16 protein-coding genes are annotated in these 19,277 nt (G+C 70.7%); 4 read left to right on the top strand and 12 right to left on the bottom strand.

The features are described from left to right. Positions 1–42 precede the first annotated feature (42 nt). Entirely contained in the window at positions 43–645 is a 603-nt protein-coding gene (locus OHS33_RS27180) for a TetR/AcrR family transcriptional regulator (RefSeq protein WP_330333022.1), read from the bottom strand. A gap of 141 nt (positions 646–786) precedes the next feature. Here OHS33_RS27180 and OHS33_RS27175 point away from each other — a divergent pair, with 141 nt between their 5' ends. Next, complete coding sequence (locus OHS33_RS27175) at positions 787–2,340, top strand: MFS transporter (RefSeq protein WP_330333021.1); 1,554 nt, start codon at positions 787–789, stop codon at positions 2,338–2,340. 88 nt (positions 2,341–2,428) lie between these two features. Here the strand turns inward: OHS33_RS27175 and OHS33_RS27170 are convergent, their stop codons facing one another. From OHS33_RS27170 to OHS33_RS27150, 5 genes are all read right to left on the bottom strand, one after another. After that, a complete protein-coding gene (locus tag OHS33_RS27170; RefSeq protein WP_330333020.1) occupies positions 2,429–4,132 on the bottom strand; it encodes a DUF4153 domain-containing protein in 1,704 nt (567 codons plus the stop codon). A 153-nt stretch (positions 4,133–4,285) separates the two neighbouring features. After that, the gene (locus OHS33_RS27165; protein ID WP_330333019.1) at positions 4,286–5,197 is read right to left on the bottom strand and encodes an ADP-ribosylglycohydrolase family protein; all 912 of its coding nucleotides are present in this window, start codon (positions 5,195–5,197) and stop codon (positions 4,286–4,288) included. An 11-nt stretch (positions 5,198–5,208) separates the two neighbouring features. Then, on the bottom strand, positions 5,209–5,868 hold the full coding sequence (locus OHS33_RS27160) for a histidine phosphatase family protein (protein ID WP_330333018.1): 660 nt from the start codon (positions 5,866–5,868) through the stop codon (positions 5,209–5,211). A 104-nt stretch (positions 5,869–5,972) separates the two neighbouring features. Next, complete coding sequence (locus OHS33_RS27155) at positions 5,973–6,578, bottom strand: YdbC family protein (protein ID WP_330333017.1); 606 nt, start codon at positions 6,576–6,578, stop codon at positions 5,973–5,975. Between the two features lie 33 nt (positions 6,579–6,611). Continuing rightward, on the bottom strand, positions 6,612–7,442 hold the full coding sequence (locus OHS33_RS27150; RefSeq protein ID WP_330333016.1) for an arylamine N-acetyltransferase family protein: 831 nt from the start codon (positions 7,440–7,442) through the stop codon (positions 6,612–6,614). 61 nt (positions 7,443–7,503) lie between these two features. Between OHS33_RS27150 and OHS33_RS27145 the strand changes: the two genes are divergently transcribed. Continuing rightward, positions 7,504–8,463, top strand: coding sequence for a DUF1152 domain-containing protein (locus OHS33_RS27145; protein WP_330333015.1), 960 nt, complete (start codon positions 7,504–7,506; stop codon positions 8,461–8,463). Between the two features lie 28 nt (positions 8,464–8,491). Here the strand turns inward: OHS33_RS27145 and OHS33_RS27140 are convergent, their stop codons facing one another. Together OHS33_RS27140 and OHS33_RS27135 are read right to left on the bottom strand one after the other, a co-directional pair. After that, positions 8,492–9,184 carry a DUF6215 domain-containing protein gene (locus tag OHS33_RS27140; RefSeq protein ID WP_330333014.1) on the bottom strand — a complete coding sequence of 231 codons (693 nt, stop codon included), beginning with the start codon at positions 9,182–9,184 and terminating at the stop codon, positions 8,492–8,494. 99 nt (positions 9,185–9,283) lie between these two features. Beyond that, on the bottom strand, positions 9,284–9,952 hold the full coding sequence (locus OHS33_RS27135; RefSeq protein ID WP_330333013.1) for a nitroreductase family protein: 669 nt from the start codon (positions 9,950–9,952) through the stop codon (positions 9,284–9,286). 68 nt (positions 9,953–10,020) lie between these two features. Here OHS33_RS27135 and OHS33_RS27130 point away from each other — a divergent pair, with 68 nt between their 5' ends. Continuing rightward, positions 10,021–10,404 carry a winged helix-turn-helix transcriptional regulator gene (locus OHS33_RS27130; RefSeq protein ID WP_330333012.1) on the top strand — a complete coding sequence of 128 codons (384 nt, stop codon included), beginning with the start codon at positions 10,021–10,023 and terminating at the stop codon, positions 10,402–10,404. A gap of 105 nt (positions 10,405–10,509) precedes the next feature. Here OHS33_RS27130 and OHS33_RS27125 read toward each other — a convergent pair whose 3' ends face one another. Together OHS33_RS27125 and nrdR are read right to left on the bottom strand one after the other, a co-directional pair. After that, entirely contained in the window at positions 10,510–13,398 is a 2,889-nt protein-coding gene (locus tag OHS33_RS27125) for a vitamin B12-dependent ribonucleotide reductase (protein ID WP_330333011.1), read from the bottom strand. Between the two features lie 125 nt (positions 13,399–13,523). Continuing rightward, positions 13,524–14,036: a transcriptional regulator NrdR gene (gene nrdR, locus OHS33_RS27120; protein WP_330333010.1), complete on the bottom strand. Its 513-nt coding sequence runs from the start codon at positions 14,034–14,036 to the stop codon at positions 13,524–13,526. A 481-nt stretch (positions 14,037–14,517) separates the two neighbouring features. Between nrdR and lexA the strand changes: the two genes are divergently transcribed. After that, complete coding sequence (gene lexA, locus OHS33_RS27115; RefSeq protein ID WP_330333009.1) at positions 14,518–15,309, top strand: transcriptional repressor LexA; 792 nt, start codon at positions 14,518–14,520, stop codon at positions 15,307–15,309. Between the two features lie 81 nt (positions 15,310–15,390). On the opposite strand, the gene OHS33_RS27110 is transcribed toward lexA, so the two are convergent. Both OHS33_RS27110 and OHS33_RS27105 read right to left on the bottom strand, forming a co-directional pair. Further along, the gene (locus OHS33_RS27110; protein WP_330333008.1) at positions 15,391–17,361 is read right to left on the bottom strand and encodes an ATP-dependent DNA helicase; all 1,971 of its coding nucleotides are present in this window, start codon (positions 17,359–17,361) and stop codon (positions 15,391–15,393) included. 52 nt (positions 17,362–17,413) lie between these two features. Beyond that, positions 17,414–19,270: an IucA/IucC family protein gene (locus OHS33_RS27105; RefSeq protein WP_443065360.1), complete on the bottom strand. Its 1,857-nt coding sequence runs from the start codon at positions 19,268–19,270 to the stop codon at positions 17,414–17,416. Positions 19,271–19,277: the final 7 nt, after the last annotated feature.

Below are 19,277 nucleotides of genomic sequence, written 5' to 3'. Positions count from 1 at the left end.
ACGCCGCCGGGCGCCGCCTGCACACCCCGGGCCGGTGCCGGCTCACGCACTGAGCAGCGGTACCAGCACCTGGTCGATCATTTCCCGGATGTCCGGGTCCTCCCATTCGCTCCCGCACACCTTCGAGCGGTACATCATGATCGCCGGAATGACATCGGCGACGAAGCCTCCGGTGGCGTCCGGACGGACATCGCCCCGCTCGATTCCGCGCTGTACGAGGGCATGGAAGAGCCGGTGGGAGGGCTCGTTCAGCCCGGTGCGGATCAGCTCGTGGAACCGGTCCGCGCTCGCGTTGTCGCATTCGTGAAGCACGGAGCGAAGAGCCGTCCCGGCCCGTGAATTCATCGCGTCCCGCAGGCCCCGGCACAGCACGACGAGGTCCTCACGGATGGACCCGTGGTCCGGGATCTCGCCGAGCGGCGGCAGCCCCGCCCGCAGCACGTCGGCGACCAGATCGGCCTTCGAGGGCCAGCGCCGGTAGACCGCCGCCTTGCCGGTACGGGCCTGGGCGGCCACCCCCTCCATCGTGAGCCCGTTCCAGCCAACGGTGCTCAACTGCTCCAGGGCCGCGTCGAGAATCGCCAGGTCCAGCTCCGGCCCCCGCCTGCGCCCCTGGGACTCCGCTGACCAGCGCGAACCCATCACTCTCGCCACCTCCGCCCGGCCCACACGCCGGTCGCACACGTTTTCAGCCTTAGTGAACGCTTGCGTTCACTAGATCGCAGCTCCTACCGTGGACCCGCAGTGAACGAATGCGTTCACTATTTCACTTTGGGGGGATCCTCAGTGACAAGTCCGCAACTCGCCGCGCCTCGGATACCGGGGGCCGCCCGGCGCGAGGGCCGGCCAGGCGTGGCACTGGCCGTCATCGCCGCGTGCCAGCTCATGGTCGTCCTCGACGCCACCATCGTGAACATCGCCCTTCCGCACATCCAGGACGCCCTGGCCTTCTCCACCACCGACCTCTCCTGGGTCCTGAGCGCCTACACCCTGACCTTCGGCGGCCTGCTCCTGCTCGGCGGCCGGGCCGGCGACATCCTCGGCCGGCGCCGCGTGTTCATGGCCGGAATCCTGCTCTTCACCCTGGCCTCCCTGCTCGGCGGTTTCGCCCAGGAACCCTGGCACCTGCTGGCGGCCCGCGCCCTCCAGGGAGTCGGCGGGGCCATCGCCTCCCCCACCGCGCTCGCCCTGATCACCACGACCTTCGCCGAAGGACCCGCGCGCAACCGGGCCTTCGGGGTGTTCGCCGCCGTCTCCGCGGGTGGCGGCGCCATCGGCCTGCTCACCGGCGGCATGCTCACCGAGTGGCTCAACTGGCGCTGGGTGCTCTTCGTCAACGTCCCCATCGGCGTGCTGATCGCGGTCCTCGCCCCGCTGTACATCACCGAGTCCGAACGCCACCCCGGCCGCTTCGACCTCGCGGGCGCCCTCACCTCCACCGGCGGAATGGCCTCGCTCGTCTACGGGTTCATCCGCGCCTCCGAGAACGGCTGGCGCGACGGCCTGACCCTGGGCTCCTTCGCCGCCGCCGTCGTCCTGCTCGTGCTCTTCGCCCTCGTCGAGTCCCGGGCGCGCGAACCGATCACGCCCCTGCGGATGTTCGCCGACCGCAACCGTGCGGGCACCTACCTGATCATGCTCGGCCTCGCCGCGGCGATGTTCGGGATGTTCTTCTTCATCGTCCAGTTCGTGCAGAACGTCCTGGACTTCAGCCCGATCGAATCCGGCTTCGCCTTCCTGCCGGTGACCGTCGCCATCGTCACCGCCGCCGGACTCTCCCAGCGGTTCCTGCCGCGCTACGGCCCCAAGCCCTTCATGGTCCTCGGCTCCTCGCTGGTCGGCAGCGGTCTGGCCTGGCTGACCTTCATCCGTACCGATTCCTCGTACCTCTCCGGGGTGCTCGGCCCGATGCTGCTCTTCGGCTTCGGCATGGGCCTCAACTTCGTCACCCTCACCCTGACCGCGGTCTCCGGGGTGGCCCCCAAGGAAGCGGGTGCGGCCTCCGGACTGCTCAACGCCAGCCAGCAGGTGGGCGGCTCGCTCGGCCTCTCCATCCTGGTCACCGTCTTCGGCACCGCCAGCCGCACCGAGGCGCAGAAGCAGGTCCCGGACTTCCTGGCCCACGCCGACCCCGGTCAGCTGGCCGCGTTCAAGGAGACCGGCCGCCTGCCCGGGGTCTGGGGGCACGCGGTGCTGGCCCAGGGGATCTCCACGGCGTTCATCGCCGCCGTGGGCATGGCGGTCCTCGCCCTGCTGTCGGCGACGCTGGTGATCCGCGTCCGCAAGAGCGACCTGGAAGCCCTCAACGGCGCGGCCGCGAAGGCGGGCCCGGCGGCCTGAGCCCCCGCCCGGCACCCGCGGCGCCGCCGCGCCGTGGGACCGTACGGACGTCCCCGACGGACATCGCGTACGGTCCCACGGCAGCCGGTCACCGCCCGCCGGATCCGTCGGCCGGGCGGACCGTGGACGTACCGAGCCCCGCGCAGGTGTCGTACAGGACCTTCACGGGACGCTCGCGCAGGATCTCCCGGGCCCGGCGGTCGCCGAGGCTCATCCCGTACCACGGGACCTCGCCCTCAGCGGCCAGATCGTTGTTGATCCCGCGCAGCGCGCAGGATCGTTCCGGTTCCGGCAGCCGGTCGAGGGCGGGGACCGCGTCCGCGGAGAGCGACTGGAAGTAGGCGAGGTCGATCTCGCCCTGCTCCTCGAAGCGGGTCACATTGCTCTCCGCGATCATCCCGTCGGGCGAGAGCAGGCCGAAGACGAGTACGGTCACCCCCGCGCTCGCCATCACGGCCCTCGGCAGCCACCGCGCACCGAAGATCCCGGCCGCGATGATCAGTACGATCACCACCCCGAGCCACAGCTCCATCGTGACCACCGAGACCCGCAGCCGGGTCAGCCCGAAGGCGTGCACGTAGAAGTCCATGCGGCGCACCGCGGAGGCCACCACGACCAGCGTGAGCAGGCACAGGGCGCCCAGCACCCCGCGGACGAGCCGCTTGTCCCCGGGTCCGGAACGCGGCGCCCAGCGCAGCGCGAGGCCGATCACGACGAGGGTGAGCACGGTGGCCCACAGGAGCTGCCAGAAGCCCTGCCGGGCGTACTCGGCGGGGAGCAGCCCGGTGCGCTCCTTCACCTTGTCGTACCCGCCGAGCAGGACGGCGAGCTGGACGCCGATGAAGCCGGCGAAGAGCAGGTCGAGCAGCACCAGCGGAAGGGCCCATTCCACCCGGGAGCGGGGCTTCCCGGCGGCCACAGTGACCCGGTCCCAGCGCAGCGGAGCCCCGGCGGCGCGGGCGGCCGCGAGGGCCACGACCACCCCGAGCACGAAGAGCAGCACCCGGACCGGACCGTCCGAGCCGGACACCTCGGGGACCAGCCCGCCGAGGACATCGGCGAAGGCCGCGTCGGCGGACGCGAACAGGGTGCCGAAGACCACCAGCAGGGCGAGCCCCACTCCCCCTGCTCTGACAACGGGCCACCAGTCGCGGCCGTTCCCGCCGCGGCGGGCCCGCAGCCCCTGCCACGCCCAGCGGAGCCCGGTCGGCGCCGCTTCGAGGAACCCGAGCGGGCTGAGCAGTACCCCCGGCCAGGTCCGGCTGCCGGAGAGGGCGAGGGCGCCGAGCCCGATCGCGGCGAGGACCGCCAGCGTGGAGGGCCAGGCGGATTCCCGCAGCGCCGGTACGACGAGCAGCGCGAGGCTCCCGACCGCCCACACCAGGGTCCAGGGCCTGGGCCGGCGCCCGGCGGCGCGCGCGGCGACGCAGGCCGCGGCGACGGCGGGCACGGCGGCGATCAGCAGCCCCGGACCGACCCCGTCACCGAGCAGCAGGGCGGCGGCGACGCCGCTCACCAGGGCGGCGATCAAGGTACCGGTGCGGATCGGCGCCGGCTCGGCGGGCCGCAGCGCGGTGGACCAGCCGTCGGCCCTGGCCCGCTTCCTCGCCAGACGCTCCGCCTGGCGGGCGGCCTGCTGCGCCTCCCAGTACCGCTGCCGTTCCCAGTGCTGGGCCATCCTGGCCTGCTCCACGGTCGGCTGGGCGGGCGGCGCGGCGGCCGGACCGGGCGGCGCGGCCGCCCCCTTGGCCCCGTCGACCCCATCGGCCCCGTCGGGTTTCTGCTCCGTCATTGGATCCCCTCCCCGGCAACCGCCCCCCGATCACCCGGCAGTGGGGCGGCGAAGCGGTCAGAGTAGGTTCCTGACTTGCGCGTTCGACCGATCGGGAAGTCGCCTGTGGCAGGACCGTGACAATCCACGGGCCCGTCCACGCGGGGCCACCGGCTAACGCGCCGCGGCCTCCGGCAGCCACGCGGGCAGGGCCTCCGTCTGTGCCAGCCAGGCCGTCGGCAGCACCTGGTCACCGCGCGCGCCCAGCACCCCGCCGACGATGGCGCAGGTCGTGTCGACGTCCCCGCCGACCTGCGCGGTCGTCCAGAAGGCCTGCTCGTAGTCGTGCAGCGAGCGCGCGGCCGACCACAGGGCGAAGGGCACCGTGTCGTGGGCGCTGGTGCGCCGTCCGCAGCCCAGTACCGCCGCCACGGTGGTGGCGTCGGCGTAGTCCAGCATGTCCCGCGCACGGCGCACTCCGGCGCCGACCGCGCTGCGGGGCACCAGTGCGATCACCCCGTCCAGCAGGTCTCCGGGCGTCGGCGGTCCGGCCGGCGCCGCCGCCAGCGCGGCCGCGGCGGCCACCGCCATCGCCCCGCACACGGCCTCGCGGTGCTGGTGCGTTGTGTAGGCGGAGATCTCCGCCTGGTGGGTGGCCTGCTCCGGGTCGTCGGCGTACCAGGCGCCGAGCGGGGCGATGCGCATCGCGGCGCCGTTGCCCCACGAGCCCTGCCCGTTGAACAGGGCCGAGGACAGCTCGCGCCAGTCCTGGCCCTCGCGCACGAGCCGCAGCATGCGGTTGACGGCGGGCCCGTAGCCGCGGTCGAAGTCGTGGTGATCCGCGAAGGAGCCGGCCAGCGCGTCCTGGTCGATCCGCCCGTGGTCGGCGAGGACGGCGGCGACCGAGCAGGCCATCTCGGTGTCGTCGGTCCACTGCCAGGGCCCGGGCGGCAGCTCGCGCCGCTTGAGCAGCGGGTAGTTGGCGGGGACGAAGAACTGGGAGCCCAGCGCGTCCCCCAGGGCCAGCCCGCGCAGGCTGGCCAAGGCGCGTGCGTAGCGCCGGTCGGAAGTGGGTTCAGGGGTCATCGCGGGTCACTCTAGCCGTCCAGGTCGTAGGGCTCGGGCGTGGTCCACCGTTCAAATGGGCGGTCCATCCGATAGCGGTCGTCGTCCCCCAGCCGCAGTACCCGGAAGTCACCGTTCGGGGGGTTCGACAGGCATTCGAACTCGGCCACGGACCAGTGGAACCAGCGCATGCAGAACAGCCGCATCGTCAGCCCGTGGGTCACCAGCAGTACGTTCGGCGGGTGGTCGGGGGCCTCGAAGCTGCGGTAGAGGCTCTCCAGGAAGGACCCGACCCGGTCGTAGACGTCGGCCCCCGACTCGCCCTGCGCGAAGCGGTAGAAGAAGTGCCCGTACGCGTCCCGGTAGGCCTTCTGGAGCCGGACGTCGTCGCGGTCCTGCCAGTTGCCCCAGTCCTGCTCGCGCAGCCGCGGTTCCTCCCGCACCCGCACCCGCGACGGGTCCAGCTTCAGATCACGGAAGGTCTGCAGGGTGCGCCGGTACGGGGAGAGGTAGGCGCTGACCGGCTCGTCGCCGAAGAGGGCCCGCAGCCGCTCGCCCGTGGCGGCGGCCTGCTCGTGCCCGGTACGGGTCATCCGCAGGGCGTGGTCCGGCTCTCGCTCGTACACCGAGTCGTCGGCATTGCCCTCCGATTCCCCGTGCCGGACGAGGACGATGCGCCGCGGTCGTGCCATCCCACGACCCTAATCCGGCCATCGCCACCGGACGACCGGAGCGCGCCGATCACGCGTGTGGTCAAGGCGACATTCCTACGGTCACACCGCTCGCGGCCGCGCGCTCAGACCGTCCAGGAGGGTTCCAGGTCGACGACGTCGCCGGTCAGCGCCTCGACGTCGGCCTCGGTCTGCGCGCGCAGGGAGAGCCGCTCGACCCGTTCCTGACGGTACTTGCCGTGCTCGGCCGCCGCGTGCCACATGGACAGCACCAGGAACTCCCGGCCGGGGGCCTCTCCGAAGAGCCCGCGCAGCATCCCCGGCGAGCCCGCCATGGCCGGATTCCACACCTTCTCCTGCATGAGCGCGAAGTGGTCCGTCCGGCCCTCGCGGACCCGGCAGTGCGCCACGCGCACCACGTCGGCGTCGGTGAAGCGCGGTTCGAACCCGGTCTTCACGTCGAAGCGGTGGTCGAAGAGGGTGACCCGGGGGTTGGTGTACGTGCCGTGCTGGGCCGCGGCCAGCCGGTCGTACGAACGCGCCATGAAGGAGTCGTAGAACGAACGGCTCTCCCAGAACGCGAAGACATGCGCGACTCCTTGCCGGCCCCGGCTCCAGCCGCCGCCCTGCCCCCGGAATCCCGGTTCACCCGGCAGCCCCGCCCATTTCCGCTGCCCCCGTTCGAACCCGCGTCGGTCCGTCACCGTGCAGCGAATCCACTTGACCAGCACCGCGCCATCGTACGGTGCCCAGCGCGGCCCGGGTCAGTACTCGGCCCGGTACATCCGCACCAGTTCATCCGCGTCCCGCTCGGACAGCCGGATCCCGAACTCCCGGTCGAGGATCCCGGTCAGCTCGTCGGGTGCGATCCGGCGCCGCTCGGTCCGTCCGTCGGGGTGGAGCCGGGTGAGTTCGTCGCGGACGAACGAGAGCCGGTGGGCGGCTCCGGGCACCGCGGGCCGGTGCGCGACGAGCTGCCCGATGAACGCGGACCGGGGGTGCGTGGAGCTGTAGTGGTTCATCAGCACGTAGTCGACGGGGTGGGCGGGCTGCGGGCCGAAGGCGTACAGGTCCCGCCAGGCGCCCTCGCGCAGGAAGGTCAGTACGAGCAGGCCGTCGGCCTCCTCGCGGACGGCGTACGTCCATTCCCCTTGGACCACCTCGGCGCCCGGCCGACCGAGCGGGACGGGCTCGCGCGGCCCCTGGTGCCCGAAACCCGCGTCGCACAGCCAGGGTTCACCGTCCACGGTGACCACGAGGACGGCATGGGTGACCGGCAGCAGCACATCACCGCGGGTCCGGTTGCGGGCGCCGCGCCCGGCGACGGTGAAGCCGATCCGCTCCAAGGCGGCGGCGAGCAGCGTGTTCTGCTCGTAGCAGTACCCGCCGCGGCGGCTGCGCACGAGCTTGTCCTCGATGCTCTTGACGTCGAGCGCGATGGGGCGGCCGAGCAGGACGTCGAGGCTCTCGAAGGGTATGGCGGCGGTGTGCGCCCGGTGTACCGCGTACAACGTGTCCAGGTCCGGGGCGAGTTCCCCGGTGTGTCCGATCCGTTCCAGATAGGCGTCCAGATCCAGCTCGTCACCGCTCCACATGACTCCCCCGCTCCCTTTTAACCGAAGGCGCCCATCCGGTGCGCCCCGCACAATGATCGCCATGAGCTTCCTCCACACCAACCCGCTCTTCGCCCGCCTCGCATCAGCAGAACGCGTACTGGTGGCCGGCGCGGGCGGCGGCTTCGACATATTCGCGGGGATCCCGCTCGCCCTGTCGCTGCGCGAGCAGGGAAAGGAGGTGCACCTCGCCAACCTCTCCTTCAGTTCCCTGGGCGGTCTTCCGGTCGAGGACTGGCTCGCCCCGGACGTCGCCGCGGTCACTCCCGGCTCGGCCCCGCACCAGAGCTACTTCCCGGAGCGCGTCCTCGCCGGCTGGCTCAAGCTGCACGGCCTGCCGAGCACCGTGTACGCCTTCCCGCTGCTCGGCGTCCAGCCCCTGCGCGCCGCCTACCGGGCCCTGATCGATCACCACGCCATCGACGCGGTGGTCCTGGTCGACGGCGGTACGGACATCCTCATGCGGGGTGACGAAGCGGGCCTGGGCACCCCGGAGGAGGACCTGGCCAGCGTGGCGGCGCTGGCCGGGCTGGACGACGTACCGGAACGGCTCGTGGTTTCGGCCGGCTTCGGGGTGGACACCTACCACGGGGTGAGCCACGCGCTCGTGCTGGAGAACATCGCAGCGCTGGAGCGCGCGGGCGCCTACCTCGGCGCCTTCTCCCTCTCCCGCGCGACGCGCGAGGGGGCGATGTTCCTCGATGCCGTCGCCTACGCCCAGGCACACACGCCGGAGCGCCCGAGCATCGTCAACGGATCGATCGCGGCGGCGGTCCGCGGCGCGTTCGGTGACGTGCGGTTCACCGATCGCACCCGCGGCAGCGAGCTGTTCATCAATCCGCTGATGTCGCTGTACTTCGCCTTCGACCTGCCGGGAGTCGCGCGTCACTGCCACTACCTGGACCTGATCGAGAACACCCACCTGATCCGGCAGGTGAGTCTCGCCATCGAGGAGTATCGCGAGGAGATCGTCACGCGGCCGTCACTCCGGATCCCCCACTGAGGTCACTGAGATCAGCGGCCCCGCCGCGTCAGGTGGCGCTCCAGCCCGGGACGGTCGGGAGCACCTGTTCGGCGACGCGGATCAACGCCGCGTCGTCGGGCAGCAGGCCGTCCTGGCGCCAGACGACGAGTTCGAAGGAGCCGCCGCTGTCCTTCGCGTCCTTGGCGATCAGCAGGCTGCGGGCCATGACGCCGGGGGCCGAGCTGCCCTTGCCGCCGCCCAGGTTGAAGGTGAGGGCGATGGTCCGGTCCGAGGAGAAGACCGCCGCGTGTCCGAGCACCGTCTGCTTCTGCGCCGTGCTGCCCAGCAGGTCGGCCAGCTGGCCGACCGGGAACTTGTCGTAGGACGACGAGAGCTTCACGTGGTGGGTCTTCAGCTGGACCTCGGCCCCGGGGGTGGCCTTCTTGGTGCCGTCGGGGCGTTCCACGACGCCGTCGCTGCCCCAGGCGGTCACCGCGTGCTCGCCCGGTACGCCGAGCAGCGTCGCCAGGTCGGGCCGGTTCAGCGCCGCGCACATCTGATCCCCGGTGACGTCCTGGGAGCTCGGCGGCGCGCTGTGCGACGCCGAACAGGTGGCTGGCTTGTCCGCGTTCGCCGCGCTGCCGGAACCCACCCCCAGGCCCCACAGCGCGGCGAACAGACCCCCCACCGTCACCACGGCGGCGACCACCTGGGCCCCCGCGCTCATGCCCTTCTCGGATCCGGCGTTCTCGTCGACCATGTCCCCCACCTCGGCGTTCGCACCCGTTGTGCGCCGGTGGAGCCTAACCGGTGATCGTTTCCCGGGAAACCGATAAACGTACCTCCCGGTAACCCCGGTTCACCTCGCATTCTCCGCCGCGCGGGCCCCGTACGACTCGCGGTGGACGACGCGGTCCCGGGCGCGACGGCCCGGATGGCGCCGCTCCTCGGCCGGGTAGCCGACCGACACCAGCAGGGCGATGGCCAGGTCGTCGCGGTCACCGATCCCGATCACCTTCTTCACCTTCGCCTCGTCCCAGCCGTTCATGGGCGATGTCGCCAGGCCCATCTCCGTGGCGGCGAGCATCACGAACGAGGCCGCGATCATGGCGTCCTTGACCGCGTACTCCCGGAGCAGACCCCGCTGGTCGAGGTCCTCCTGGAAGGCCTGCGACGCGGCGGAGAACATCGCGATGAACTCCTCGTTCCACGCTCCGCCGCTCCGCGCCTGCTCGTAGACGTCGCTGTGATCATCGCGCCAGGACTGGGTCTCGGCGACGAAGACCAGGACGACCGGGGCCTCTTGCGGCTGGGGCTGGCCTCCGGTGGCCCAGGCCAGCCCGGCCCGGCCCTCGTCTGCGGACACCACGACGATCGAGCGGTCCTGCAGGTTCCAACTGGTGGGTGCCTCGACGGCGAGACCGAGCAGCGCGTCGAGCGCGGCTTCCGGGACCGGGTCGGGCAGGTAGTGGCGGACGGTGCGGCGGGCGCGGATCGCGTCCGCGACGGACATCGTGTGACTCGTCATGTCACTCACTATCGGAGAGTGACTCTCCCACAGGAAGAAGGCACTATTTTGTGCGTTACTCTCCCCGCATGAAGACCACGGTGGAATCTTCCGGGCTGCCGGCCGACGTCTATTCCGCGAAGTGCCCGACGCGGCAGGTCCTCGACCACATCTCGGGCAAGTGGACCATCCTGGTCGTGGACGCCCTCATCGAAGGCACCCTGAGGTACACCGACTTGAGCCGCCGCATCGAGGGCGTGTCACAGAAGATGCTCACGCAGACCCTGCGCGGCCTCGAAGCCGACGGCTTCCTCACCCGCACCGTGTACCCCACCATTCCGCCACGGGTCGAATACGACCTGACGGAGCTCGGCCGCAGCCTCGCCGAGCCGATCACGGCACTGCGCCAGTGGACGGAGACCCACATCAACGAGATCGAGCGGGCCCGGGTCCGGGGCGCGCGGGAGTCCTGAAAACCCACTGAGCCGTCGCATCGAATGCGACGGCTCAGTGGGTTCACGCCCGGTGGGCGCCGTTCACGCCCGGTGGGCGCCCGTGATACCGGGAGCTGCTGGGAGTCAGCTGCAACCGCTGGTCGAGCCGCAGCCCTCGCAGATGTAGCAGGAGCCGGCGCGCTGCATCTTCGTACCGCAGGAGAAGCACAGCGGTGCGTCGGCGCTCACGCCGAGCTGCATCTCCACCAGTTCCGCGTTCGAGTGCGCCTGCTTGGGAGCGGGCACCGCCGCGACCGCGACCGGCTTCGGCGCGGCCGGGACGACCGTGAGCGGGGCCGCCGGAGTCAGGGACTCCGTGTCCAGCTCTTCGTCGAGCGGCTCGTACGAACCGGTGTCGAGGTGACGCTGACGCTCTTCGGCGGAGTGGATGCCGAGGGCGGAGCGGGTCTCGAAGGGCAGGAAGTCGAGCGCCACGCGGCGGAAGATGTAGTCGACGATCGACTGCGCCATCCGCACGTCCGGGTCGTCCGTCATGCCGGCCGGCTCGAAGCGCATGTTCGTGAACTTCGCGACGTACGTCTCCAGCGGGACGCCGTACTGCAGACCGACCGAGACCGCGATCGAGAAGGCGTCCATCATGCCCGCGAGGGTCGAACCCTGCTTGGACATCTTCAGGAAGACCTCGCCCAGACCGTCGTCCGGGTAGGAGTTCGCCGTCATGTACCCCTCGGCGCCACCGACCGTGAAGGAGGTGGTGATGCCCGGGCGGCCCTTGGGCAGACGCTTGCGGACCGGGCGGTACTCGATGACCTTCTCGACCGCCGTGCGGATGGTCTCCTCGGCCTTCTCGGTGACCTCGGCCTTCTCCTCTTCCTTCTTCTTCGCGGAGAGGGGCTGGCCGACCTTGCAGTTGTCGCGGTAGATCGCGAGCGCCTTGACGCCGAGCTTCCAGGCCTCGAAGTAGATCTCCTCGATCTCTTCGACGGTCGCCGTCTCCGGCATGTTGACCGTCTTGGAGATCGCGCCGGAGATCCAGGGCTGGATGGCGGCCATCATGCGCACGTGGCCCATCGCGGAGATGGAACGCTCGCCCATCGCGCAGTCGAAGACCGAGTAGTGCTCGGACTTGAGGCCCGGGGCGTCGACGACCACGCCGTGTTCGGCGATGTGGGCGACGATCGCCTCGATCTGCTCCTCCTGGTAACCCAGGCGGCGCAGGGCCTGCGGGACGGTGCCGTTGACGATCTGCATCGAGCCGCCGCCGACGAGCTTCTTGAACTTGACCAGGGCCAGGTCCGGCTCGACGCCCGTGGTGTCACAGGACATCGCGAGACCGATGGTGCCGGTCGGCGCGAGCACGGAGGCCTGCGCGTTGCGGAAGCCGTTCTTCTCGCCGAGGCGCAGGACGTCCTGCCAGGCCTCGGTGGCCGCGGCCCAGATGGTGTTGTCCAGGTCGTCGGTGCGCGGCGCGACGGCGTTGGCGTCGGCGTGCTGCTTCATGACGCGCTTGTGCGACTCGGCGTTGCGGGCGTAACCGTCGTACGGGCCGACGATCGCGGCCAGCTCGGCGGAGCGCTTGTACGCCGTGCCGGTCATCAGCGAGGTGATCGAGGCGGCGAGGGTGCGGCCGCCGTTCGAGTCGTACGCGTGGCCGGTGGCCATCAGCAGGGCGCCGAGGTTGGCGTAGCCGATGCCCAGCTGGCGGAACGCGCGGGTGTTCTCGCCGATCTTCTGCGTCGGGAAGTCCGCGAAGCAGATGGAGATGTCCATCGCCGTGATGACCAGCTCGACGACCTTGGCGAAGCGCTCGGCGTCGAAGGACTGGTTGCCCTTGCCGTCGTCGTTCAGGAACTTCATCAGGTTGAGCGAGGCGAGGTTGCAGGACGTGTTGTCCAGGTGCATGTACTCGCTGCACGGGTTCGACGCGGTGATGCGGCCGGACTCGGGGCAGGTGTGCCAGTTGTTGATCACACCGTCGTACTGGATGCCCGGGTCGGCGCAGGCCCAGGCGGCTTCGGCCAGCTTGCGGAACAGCTGCTTGGCGTCGACCTCCTCGATGACCTCACCGGTCATGCGGGCGCGCAGGCCGAACTTGGTGCCGTTCTCGACGGCCGTCATGAACTCGTCGTTCACACGGACGGAGTTGTTGGCGTTCTGGTACTGGACGGACGTGATGTCGTCGCCGCCCAGGTCCATGTCGAAGCCCGCGTCGCGCAGGGCGCGGATCTTCTCCTCTTCCTTCACCTTGGTCGCGATGAAGTCCTCGACGTCCGGGTGGTCCACGTCCAGGACGACCATCTTGGCCGCGCGGCGGGTGGCGCCGCCCGACTTGATCGTTCCGGCGGACGCGTCGGCGCCGCGCATGAAGGAGACCGGGCCGGAGGCGTTGCCGCCGGAGGAGAGCAGCTCCTTGGAGGAGCGGATGCGGGAGAGGTTCAGGCCGGCGCCGGAGCCGCCCTTGAAGATCATGCCCTCTTCCTTGTACCAGTCGAGGATCGACTCCATGGAGTCGTCGACGGCCAGGATGAAGCAGGCGGAGACCTGCTGCGGCTGGGGCGTGCCGACGTTGAACCACACCGGCGAGTTGAAGCTGAAGATCTGGTGCAGGAGCGCGTAGGTCAGCTCGTGCTCGAAGATCTCGGCGTCGGCGGGCGAAGAGAAGTAGTCGAAGTCCTCGCCGGCCTTCGTGTAGGTCTTCACGATCCGGTCGATCAGCTGCTTGAGACCGGTCTCGCGCTGCGGGGTGCCGACGGCCCCGCGGAAGTACTTGCTGGTGACGATGTTGACCGCGTTCACCGACCAGAACTCGGGGAACTCGACGCCACGCTGCTCGAAATTGACCGAGCCGTCGCGCCAGTTGGTCATGACGACGTCGCGACGCTCCCAGCTCACCTCGTCGTACGGGTGCACGCCCGGGGTGGTGTGGATGCGCTCGATACGCAGGCCGCTCTTGGCGTTCTTGGTCCCCTTGGTGCGGGAACCCCGTGCCGAGCCGCTCGCCGTCTCTGTCATGCCGCTTCCTCCCATATGCGGGCAAAAACGCCCTAAAGTGCCATCGATATTCCGTGGCACGGTGTTGTCCTGTGATCTACGTACGTGGCCTGGCTGATCCCGGCCGCCCTGCGGCGGCCGACCGGTCAGTCGGCGGCGGAGGCGGGCACGGGGACCGCGGGGGTCCCACCGGGCTCGCACTCCTGGGTGTGAGACCGCCGGTCACGGAGTTCCGCGATGGCGGTCTCGAAGTCTTCGAGCGAGTCGAACGCTTTGTACACGGACGCGAACCGGAGGTACGCGACCAGGTCCAGCTCCTGCAACGGGCCGAGTATCGCCAGACCCACGTCGTGGGTGGTCAGCTCGGCGCTTCCGGTGGCGCGCAGCGCCTCCTCGACCCGCTGGCCGAGCTTGGCGAGGGCGTCCTCGGTGACCGGTCGTCCCTGGCACGCCTTGCGGACGCCCGAGATGACCTTGGTACGGCTGAAGGGCTCGGTCACCCCGCTCCGCTTGATCACCATCAGTGACGCGGTCTCGACCGTGGTGAAACGGCGAGAGCAGTCCGGGCACTGACGGCGCCTGCGGATCGACGTCCCGTCGTCCGTGGTGCGGCTGTCGACGACGCGGCTGTCGGGGTGCCTGCAGAAGGGGCAGTGCAAAGCTCCCAACCCTCCTTCTCGGCACGACTGAATGACCTCCCGAAAAAAGCCCGGCAGCGGCAGCTGGCGACAGAGACAGGGCTCTGTCAGGGACTCGGGAAGCAGCCACCAGCATAGGCGATGTCGGGGCAACCGGCAGACCGGGGACCACAACCTCTGGGTGACTTCACACATCCAACCACTAGATCTTGGGTTGTGGAGGATTTACGGCGCTCCGCGTGTCGCGGCCCTCGATGGCCGGATCCAGGGGCTTCGGGTGCCACACTGGGCGCGAACCCGGACGGGGCGATCCAACCGTCAAGGGTACCGTAAGCGGAAGATGTCGGACCGAACCCACGTTCGGCTGCCCGCTCGTCTATACACCCCTCCACCTGGCCACGATGAGCGATCTGCGATTTTTCACTCGAACGTGTGTTTGGCGCAACCTTTCGAAAGCAACTACCGTTGTCCAGCTAGGGAGAACATTTCGAGAGGGGCCGACGTGACCACCACCGCAGACAGTGCCACCATCACTGCCCAGAACCGCTCCCAGAGCCGACTCGAGCCGGTGCATGCAATGAATGACTCAAGCCTGAACCCGGAGGCGGAGCCCGCCCGCCCCGCACGCTCCCTGCCAGGGCGACCTCCAGGCATCCGCGCCGACAGCTCCGGACTCACGGACCGGCAGCGGAGGGTCATCGAGGTCATCCGCGACTCGGTGCAGCGCCGCGGCTACCCGCCGTCGATGCGGGAGATCGGCCAGGCGGTCGGCCTGTCCAGCACCTCGTCGGTCGCCCACCAGCTGATGGCCCTCGAACGCAAGGGCTTCCTGCGCCGTGACCCGCACCGGCCCCGGGCGTACGAGGTGCGCGGGTCCGACCAGCCCAGCTCGCAGCCCACGGACACCACCGGCAAGCCCGCCGCCTCCTACGTTCCCCTGGTCGGCCGGATCGCGGCAGGCGGCCCGATCCTCGCCGAGGAGTCGGTCGAGGACGTGTTCCCCCTCCCCCGGCAGCTCGTCGGCGACGGTGAGCTGTTCGTCCTCAAGGTCGTCGGCGACTCCATGATCGAGGCCGCCATCTGTGACGGCGACTGGGTCACGGTCCGCCGCCAGCCCGTCGCGGAGAACGGCGACATCGTCGCCGCGATGCTCGACGGCGAGGCCACGGTCAAGCGCTTCAAGCGCGAGGACGGCCATGTCTGGCTGCTCCCGCACAACTCCGCGTACCAGCCGATCCCGGGCGACGAGGCGACGATCCTCGGCAAGGTGGTCGCGGTCCTGCGGCGGCTCTGAACAGCCGCCGCCACCATCCGGCCCCGGGACTCACTGCGCCGTGTCCCGGGGCTGCTTTGTTGCTGCCCGTGCTCCCGAGAACTACTTCCCGTCAGCCTTCGCAGTCGCGTCGATCGCGGCCAGCGAGCGGCGGACCTGGTTGCGGTCCGTGGTGTACCAGAAGTCCGGCAGCGTGGCCCGGACGAAGCTCCCGTAGCGGGCGGTGGCGAGGCGGGGGTCCAGTACCGCGACGACGCCCCGGTCGCCGGAGGCGCGTACCAGCCGACCCGCGCCCTGCGCCATGAGCAGCGCCGCGTGGGTCGCGGCGACCGCCATGAAGCCGTTCCCGCCCCGCTCCTCGACCGACTTCTGCCGGGCGCTCATCAGCGGGTCGTCCGGGCGCGGGAACGGGATCCGGTCCATGACCACCAGCTGGCAGCTGGGGCCGGGGACGTCCACGCCCTGCCAGAGCGAGAGCGTTCCGAACAGGCAGGTCTTCGGATCGGCGGCGAACGCCTTGATCAGTTCGCCCAGCGTCTCCTCGCCCTGCAGCAGGATCGGGTTGTCGAGCCGTCCGCGCAGCTCCTCGGCGGCGGCCTTGGCTCCGCGCATGGACGAGAACAGGCCGAGGGTACGGCCGCCCGCCGCCTCGATCAGTTCGGCCAGCTCGTCGATCATGTCCCCGCGGGTGCCCTCGCGGCCGGGGGTGGCCAGGTGCTTGGCGACGTAGAGGATGCCCTGCTTCGGGTAATCGAACGGCGAGCCGACGTCCAGGCCCTTCCAGACCGGTACGTCCTCCCCCTCGACCCCCTCGGGGGACAGTCCCATCGAGGCCGCGACGCCGTTGAAGTCCCCGCCGAGCTTGAGGGTCGCGGAGGTCAGGACCACGGAGCGGTCCTCGAAGAGCTTCTCGCGCAGCAGCCCGGACACCGAGAGCGGGGCGACCCGCAGGGTGGCGCCGAACCGGTCGTGGCGTTCGTACCAGACCACGTCGTACTCGGAGCCGAGGGTGATCCGCTCCGCCACGCCGTGGATGCTCTCCACCGCGGCGAGGGCCTGCTTGCGGACCGCGTCCTCGTCGTGGACGGACTTGTCGCGGGTGCCGCCGATCGCCGAGATCACATTGCGCGAGGCGTCGCGCAGGGCGAGCAGTGCGTATCCGAGGTCCTCCGGGATCGTCTCCAGCCGGCCGGGCAGGGCCAGCTCCATCACCCGCTCGAAGGTCTCGGCGGCGGTCTGGAGGGAGTCCGCGATCTTCTCGTTGACCAGTTTCGCCGACCGCTTCACCGCACGGTTGACCTGGCCGGGGGTGAGTTCGCCGGTGGCGACCCCGGTGACGCGCGAGACCAGCTCGTGGGCCTCGTCGACGATCAGCACCTCGTGCGGCGGGAGCACCGGCGCGCCCTCGATGGCGTCGATGGCGAGGAGCGCGTGGTTGGTGACCACGACATCGGCGAGCTTGGCACGCTCGCGGGCGGCCTCGGCGAAGCACTCGGCGCCGTAGGCGCACTTCGTCGCGCCCAGGCACTCGCGCGAGGAGACGGAGATCTGGGCCCAGGCCTTGTCGGAGACACCGGGGGTCAGATCGTCCCTGTCACCGGTCTCCGTCTCGTCGGCCCAGTCCCGCAGCCGCAGCAGGTCCTGGCCGAGCTTGCTCGTGGGGGCGGCCGCTTCGAACTGGTCGAAGAGGCCCTCCTCCTCGTCCTGCGGCGCGCCTTCGTGGAGGCGGTGCAGGCAGAGGTAGTTGGAGCGCCCCTTGAGCATGGCGAACTGCGGCCGTCGGCGCAGCTGCGGATGCAGCGCCTCGACCGTGCGCGGCAGGTCGCGCTCCACGAGCTGGCGCTGGAGCGCGAGCGTGGCCGTGGCCACGACCACGCGCTCGCCGTGGGCGAGGGCGGGCACCAGATAGCCGAGGGACTTGCCGGTGCCGGTGCCGGCCTGGATGAGCCGGTGGGAGCTGTCGTCGATCGCTTCGGCGACGGCTTCGGCCATGGCCACCTGGCCGGGACGCTCCGTGCCGCCGACGGCGGTGACGGCGGCGTGCAGCAGGTCGGTGAGAGAGGGCTTCGTCATAGCACTGCCAACCCTACGGGGCCCCACCGACAGTGACCGCACCGGCGAGTGGTCACGACGGGTACAGGGGGTTGGGCACGGTGCCGTGGACGACGGCGTGCGGGCGGTTCGGGCGGTCCCGGTAGCCGTCCTCGTGCAGCCTGTTCCGGTTCAGGCAGAGCCGGTCGATCCGCTCGGTGAGCAGGTCGAACAGTTCGTAGCGCTCCTTCAGCTCGGGGAAGCGGGCCTGGTGCCGGAGGATTTCCGCCCGTACGAGCGACCAGAAATCGCGTTCCGGTACGCCGAGCCGGTCCTCGCAGATCGCCGAGAGGTAGCGGAAGACCCCGATGAACAATCCCGAGTGGATGAACTGGGGCAGGAAGTCCGCGGGCTCGGTGAGCAGCACCGCGCGGACCTCGTCGGGCATGCCCGCGTGGTCGGGCAGCGGGTCCCGGCTGACGTTGATGTCGTCGACGAAGTCCTTGACCGCGAGCCGGACCGGCACGTCGCGCTCGTCGAAGATCACGATCGTGTTCTCGCCGTGGGGCGAGAACACGGTGCCGTAGCGGTAGAGGAAGCGGAGCAGCGGCGGCAGGAGGGCGGCGAACAGGTGCCGCAGCCAGTCCGTCGCCGTCAGGCCGGACCGGGCGACCAGCTCGGCGGTGAAGGACCGGCCGCGCGGGTCGGTGTGCAGCAGCGAGGCGAGCGTACGGGCCCGCTCCCCGGGGGCGAGGAGGCCGGTCAGCGGCTCGCGCCAGATCGCGCCGAGCAGCTCGCGGTACTGGTAGGGCACCTCGGGCAGCTCGTCGTACACCGGATGCCGCACGGCGACGGAGGCGACCTCGCCGAGCAGGACGACCCGGCATTCGTCGCGCAGGAAGGGGTCGGCGTCGCGCAGGGAGTGGACCCAGGCCGTGACGGCGGGCGCGGCGAGGGTGAGGTCGGTGGGCAGGCCGCGCCAGACCATGGTGTTGAAGACGGCCAGCGGGAGCTTGACGGTGTGCCGGTCGGGGCGGGTGAGGTTCAGGAAGGTGCGGATCGACTGCTGCGGGAGGCGCACGTCCAGGTCGGCGGGCAGCGGGACCAGGGCGCCCGAGGCCAGGGCGGGGGCGAAGAGGGGGAGCACGATCTCGTCCCACTGCCAGGGGTGGACCGGGAGGTAGAGGTAGCCGCACGGGTCGAGGCCGCGGTCGCGCAGCGTCCGGTCGAAGGCGGCGCGGGTGACGGGGTCCAGCTCGGTGGAGTAGAGCCGGGCGGGGTCCTCCAGACCGGCGGTGCCGCGGTAGGTCGCGAGCGAGGTGTGGGCGGCGAGCCAGGGCAGCCGCTGGCGGGTCCGGGCCTCGGGGGCCCAGGCGGCCGTGTCGGCGGCCGAGAAACCGAGGCGGCCCTTGTTGAGGACCAGCCAGGGGTGGCCGCTCTGGTGGCCTTCGAGCGCCGCGTAATCGAGGTCGGCGAGCAGGTCGGCGGTGAGCGCGGTGTGCTCGATGCGCGCGTCGGCGGAGAGGGTCGCGCTCAGTTCGCGGACGAGGTGGCCGAGGGTGGTTCCGTCGAGCCCGAGGAGGTTCCGGGCGAGGACGAGGAAGCGGTACGGGTCCCCGAAGGCGGTGGCGGACGCGGTCGAGGGCGGCGGCGCGGTGAGGGTGACGGTGGCCGGGTCGACCTGCCAGCTCCCGTAGGCGCGGCGGCGGGCCCGGAAGCCGAGGGAGCTGCCGTCGTCGAGGGTGAGCGTCCAGGCGTCGCCGTCGGCGGCCGGGGCCGGGACGGGCCGGACGATCTCCTCGTAGGCGAACTCGCCGAGCATCTTGGCCAGGAGCCGGCGGGCGGCCGCGTCCCAGGTCGACGGGGTCAGCTCGGGTGGGGTGCGGGGGTCCTGGGGCGATGACGGCAGCGCTGCGTCGGCGGAGTCGGGGGCAGCGGAAAAATTCGGCACGAGACTC

This window comes from Streptomyces sp. NBC_00536 (assembly GCF_036346295.1).
Taxonomy (GTDB): Bacteria; Actinomycetota; Actinomycetes; order Streptomycetales; family Streptomycetaceae; genus Streptomyces.
This window is presented reverse-complemented; position numbering and strand designations above follow the sequence as displayed.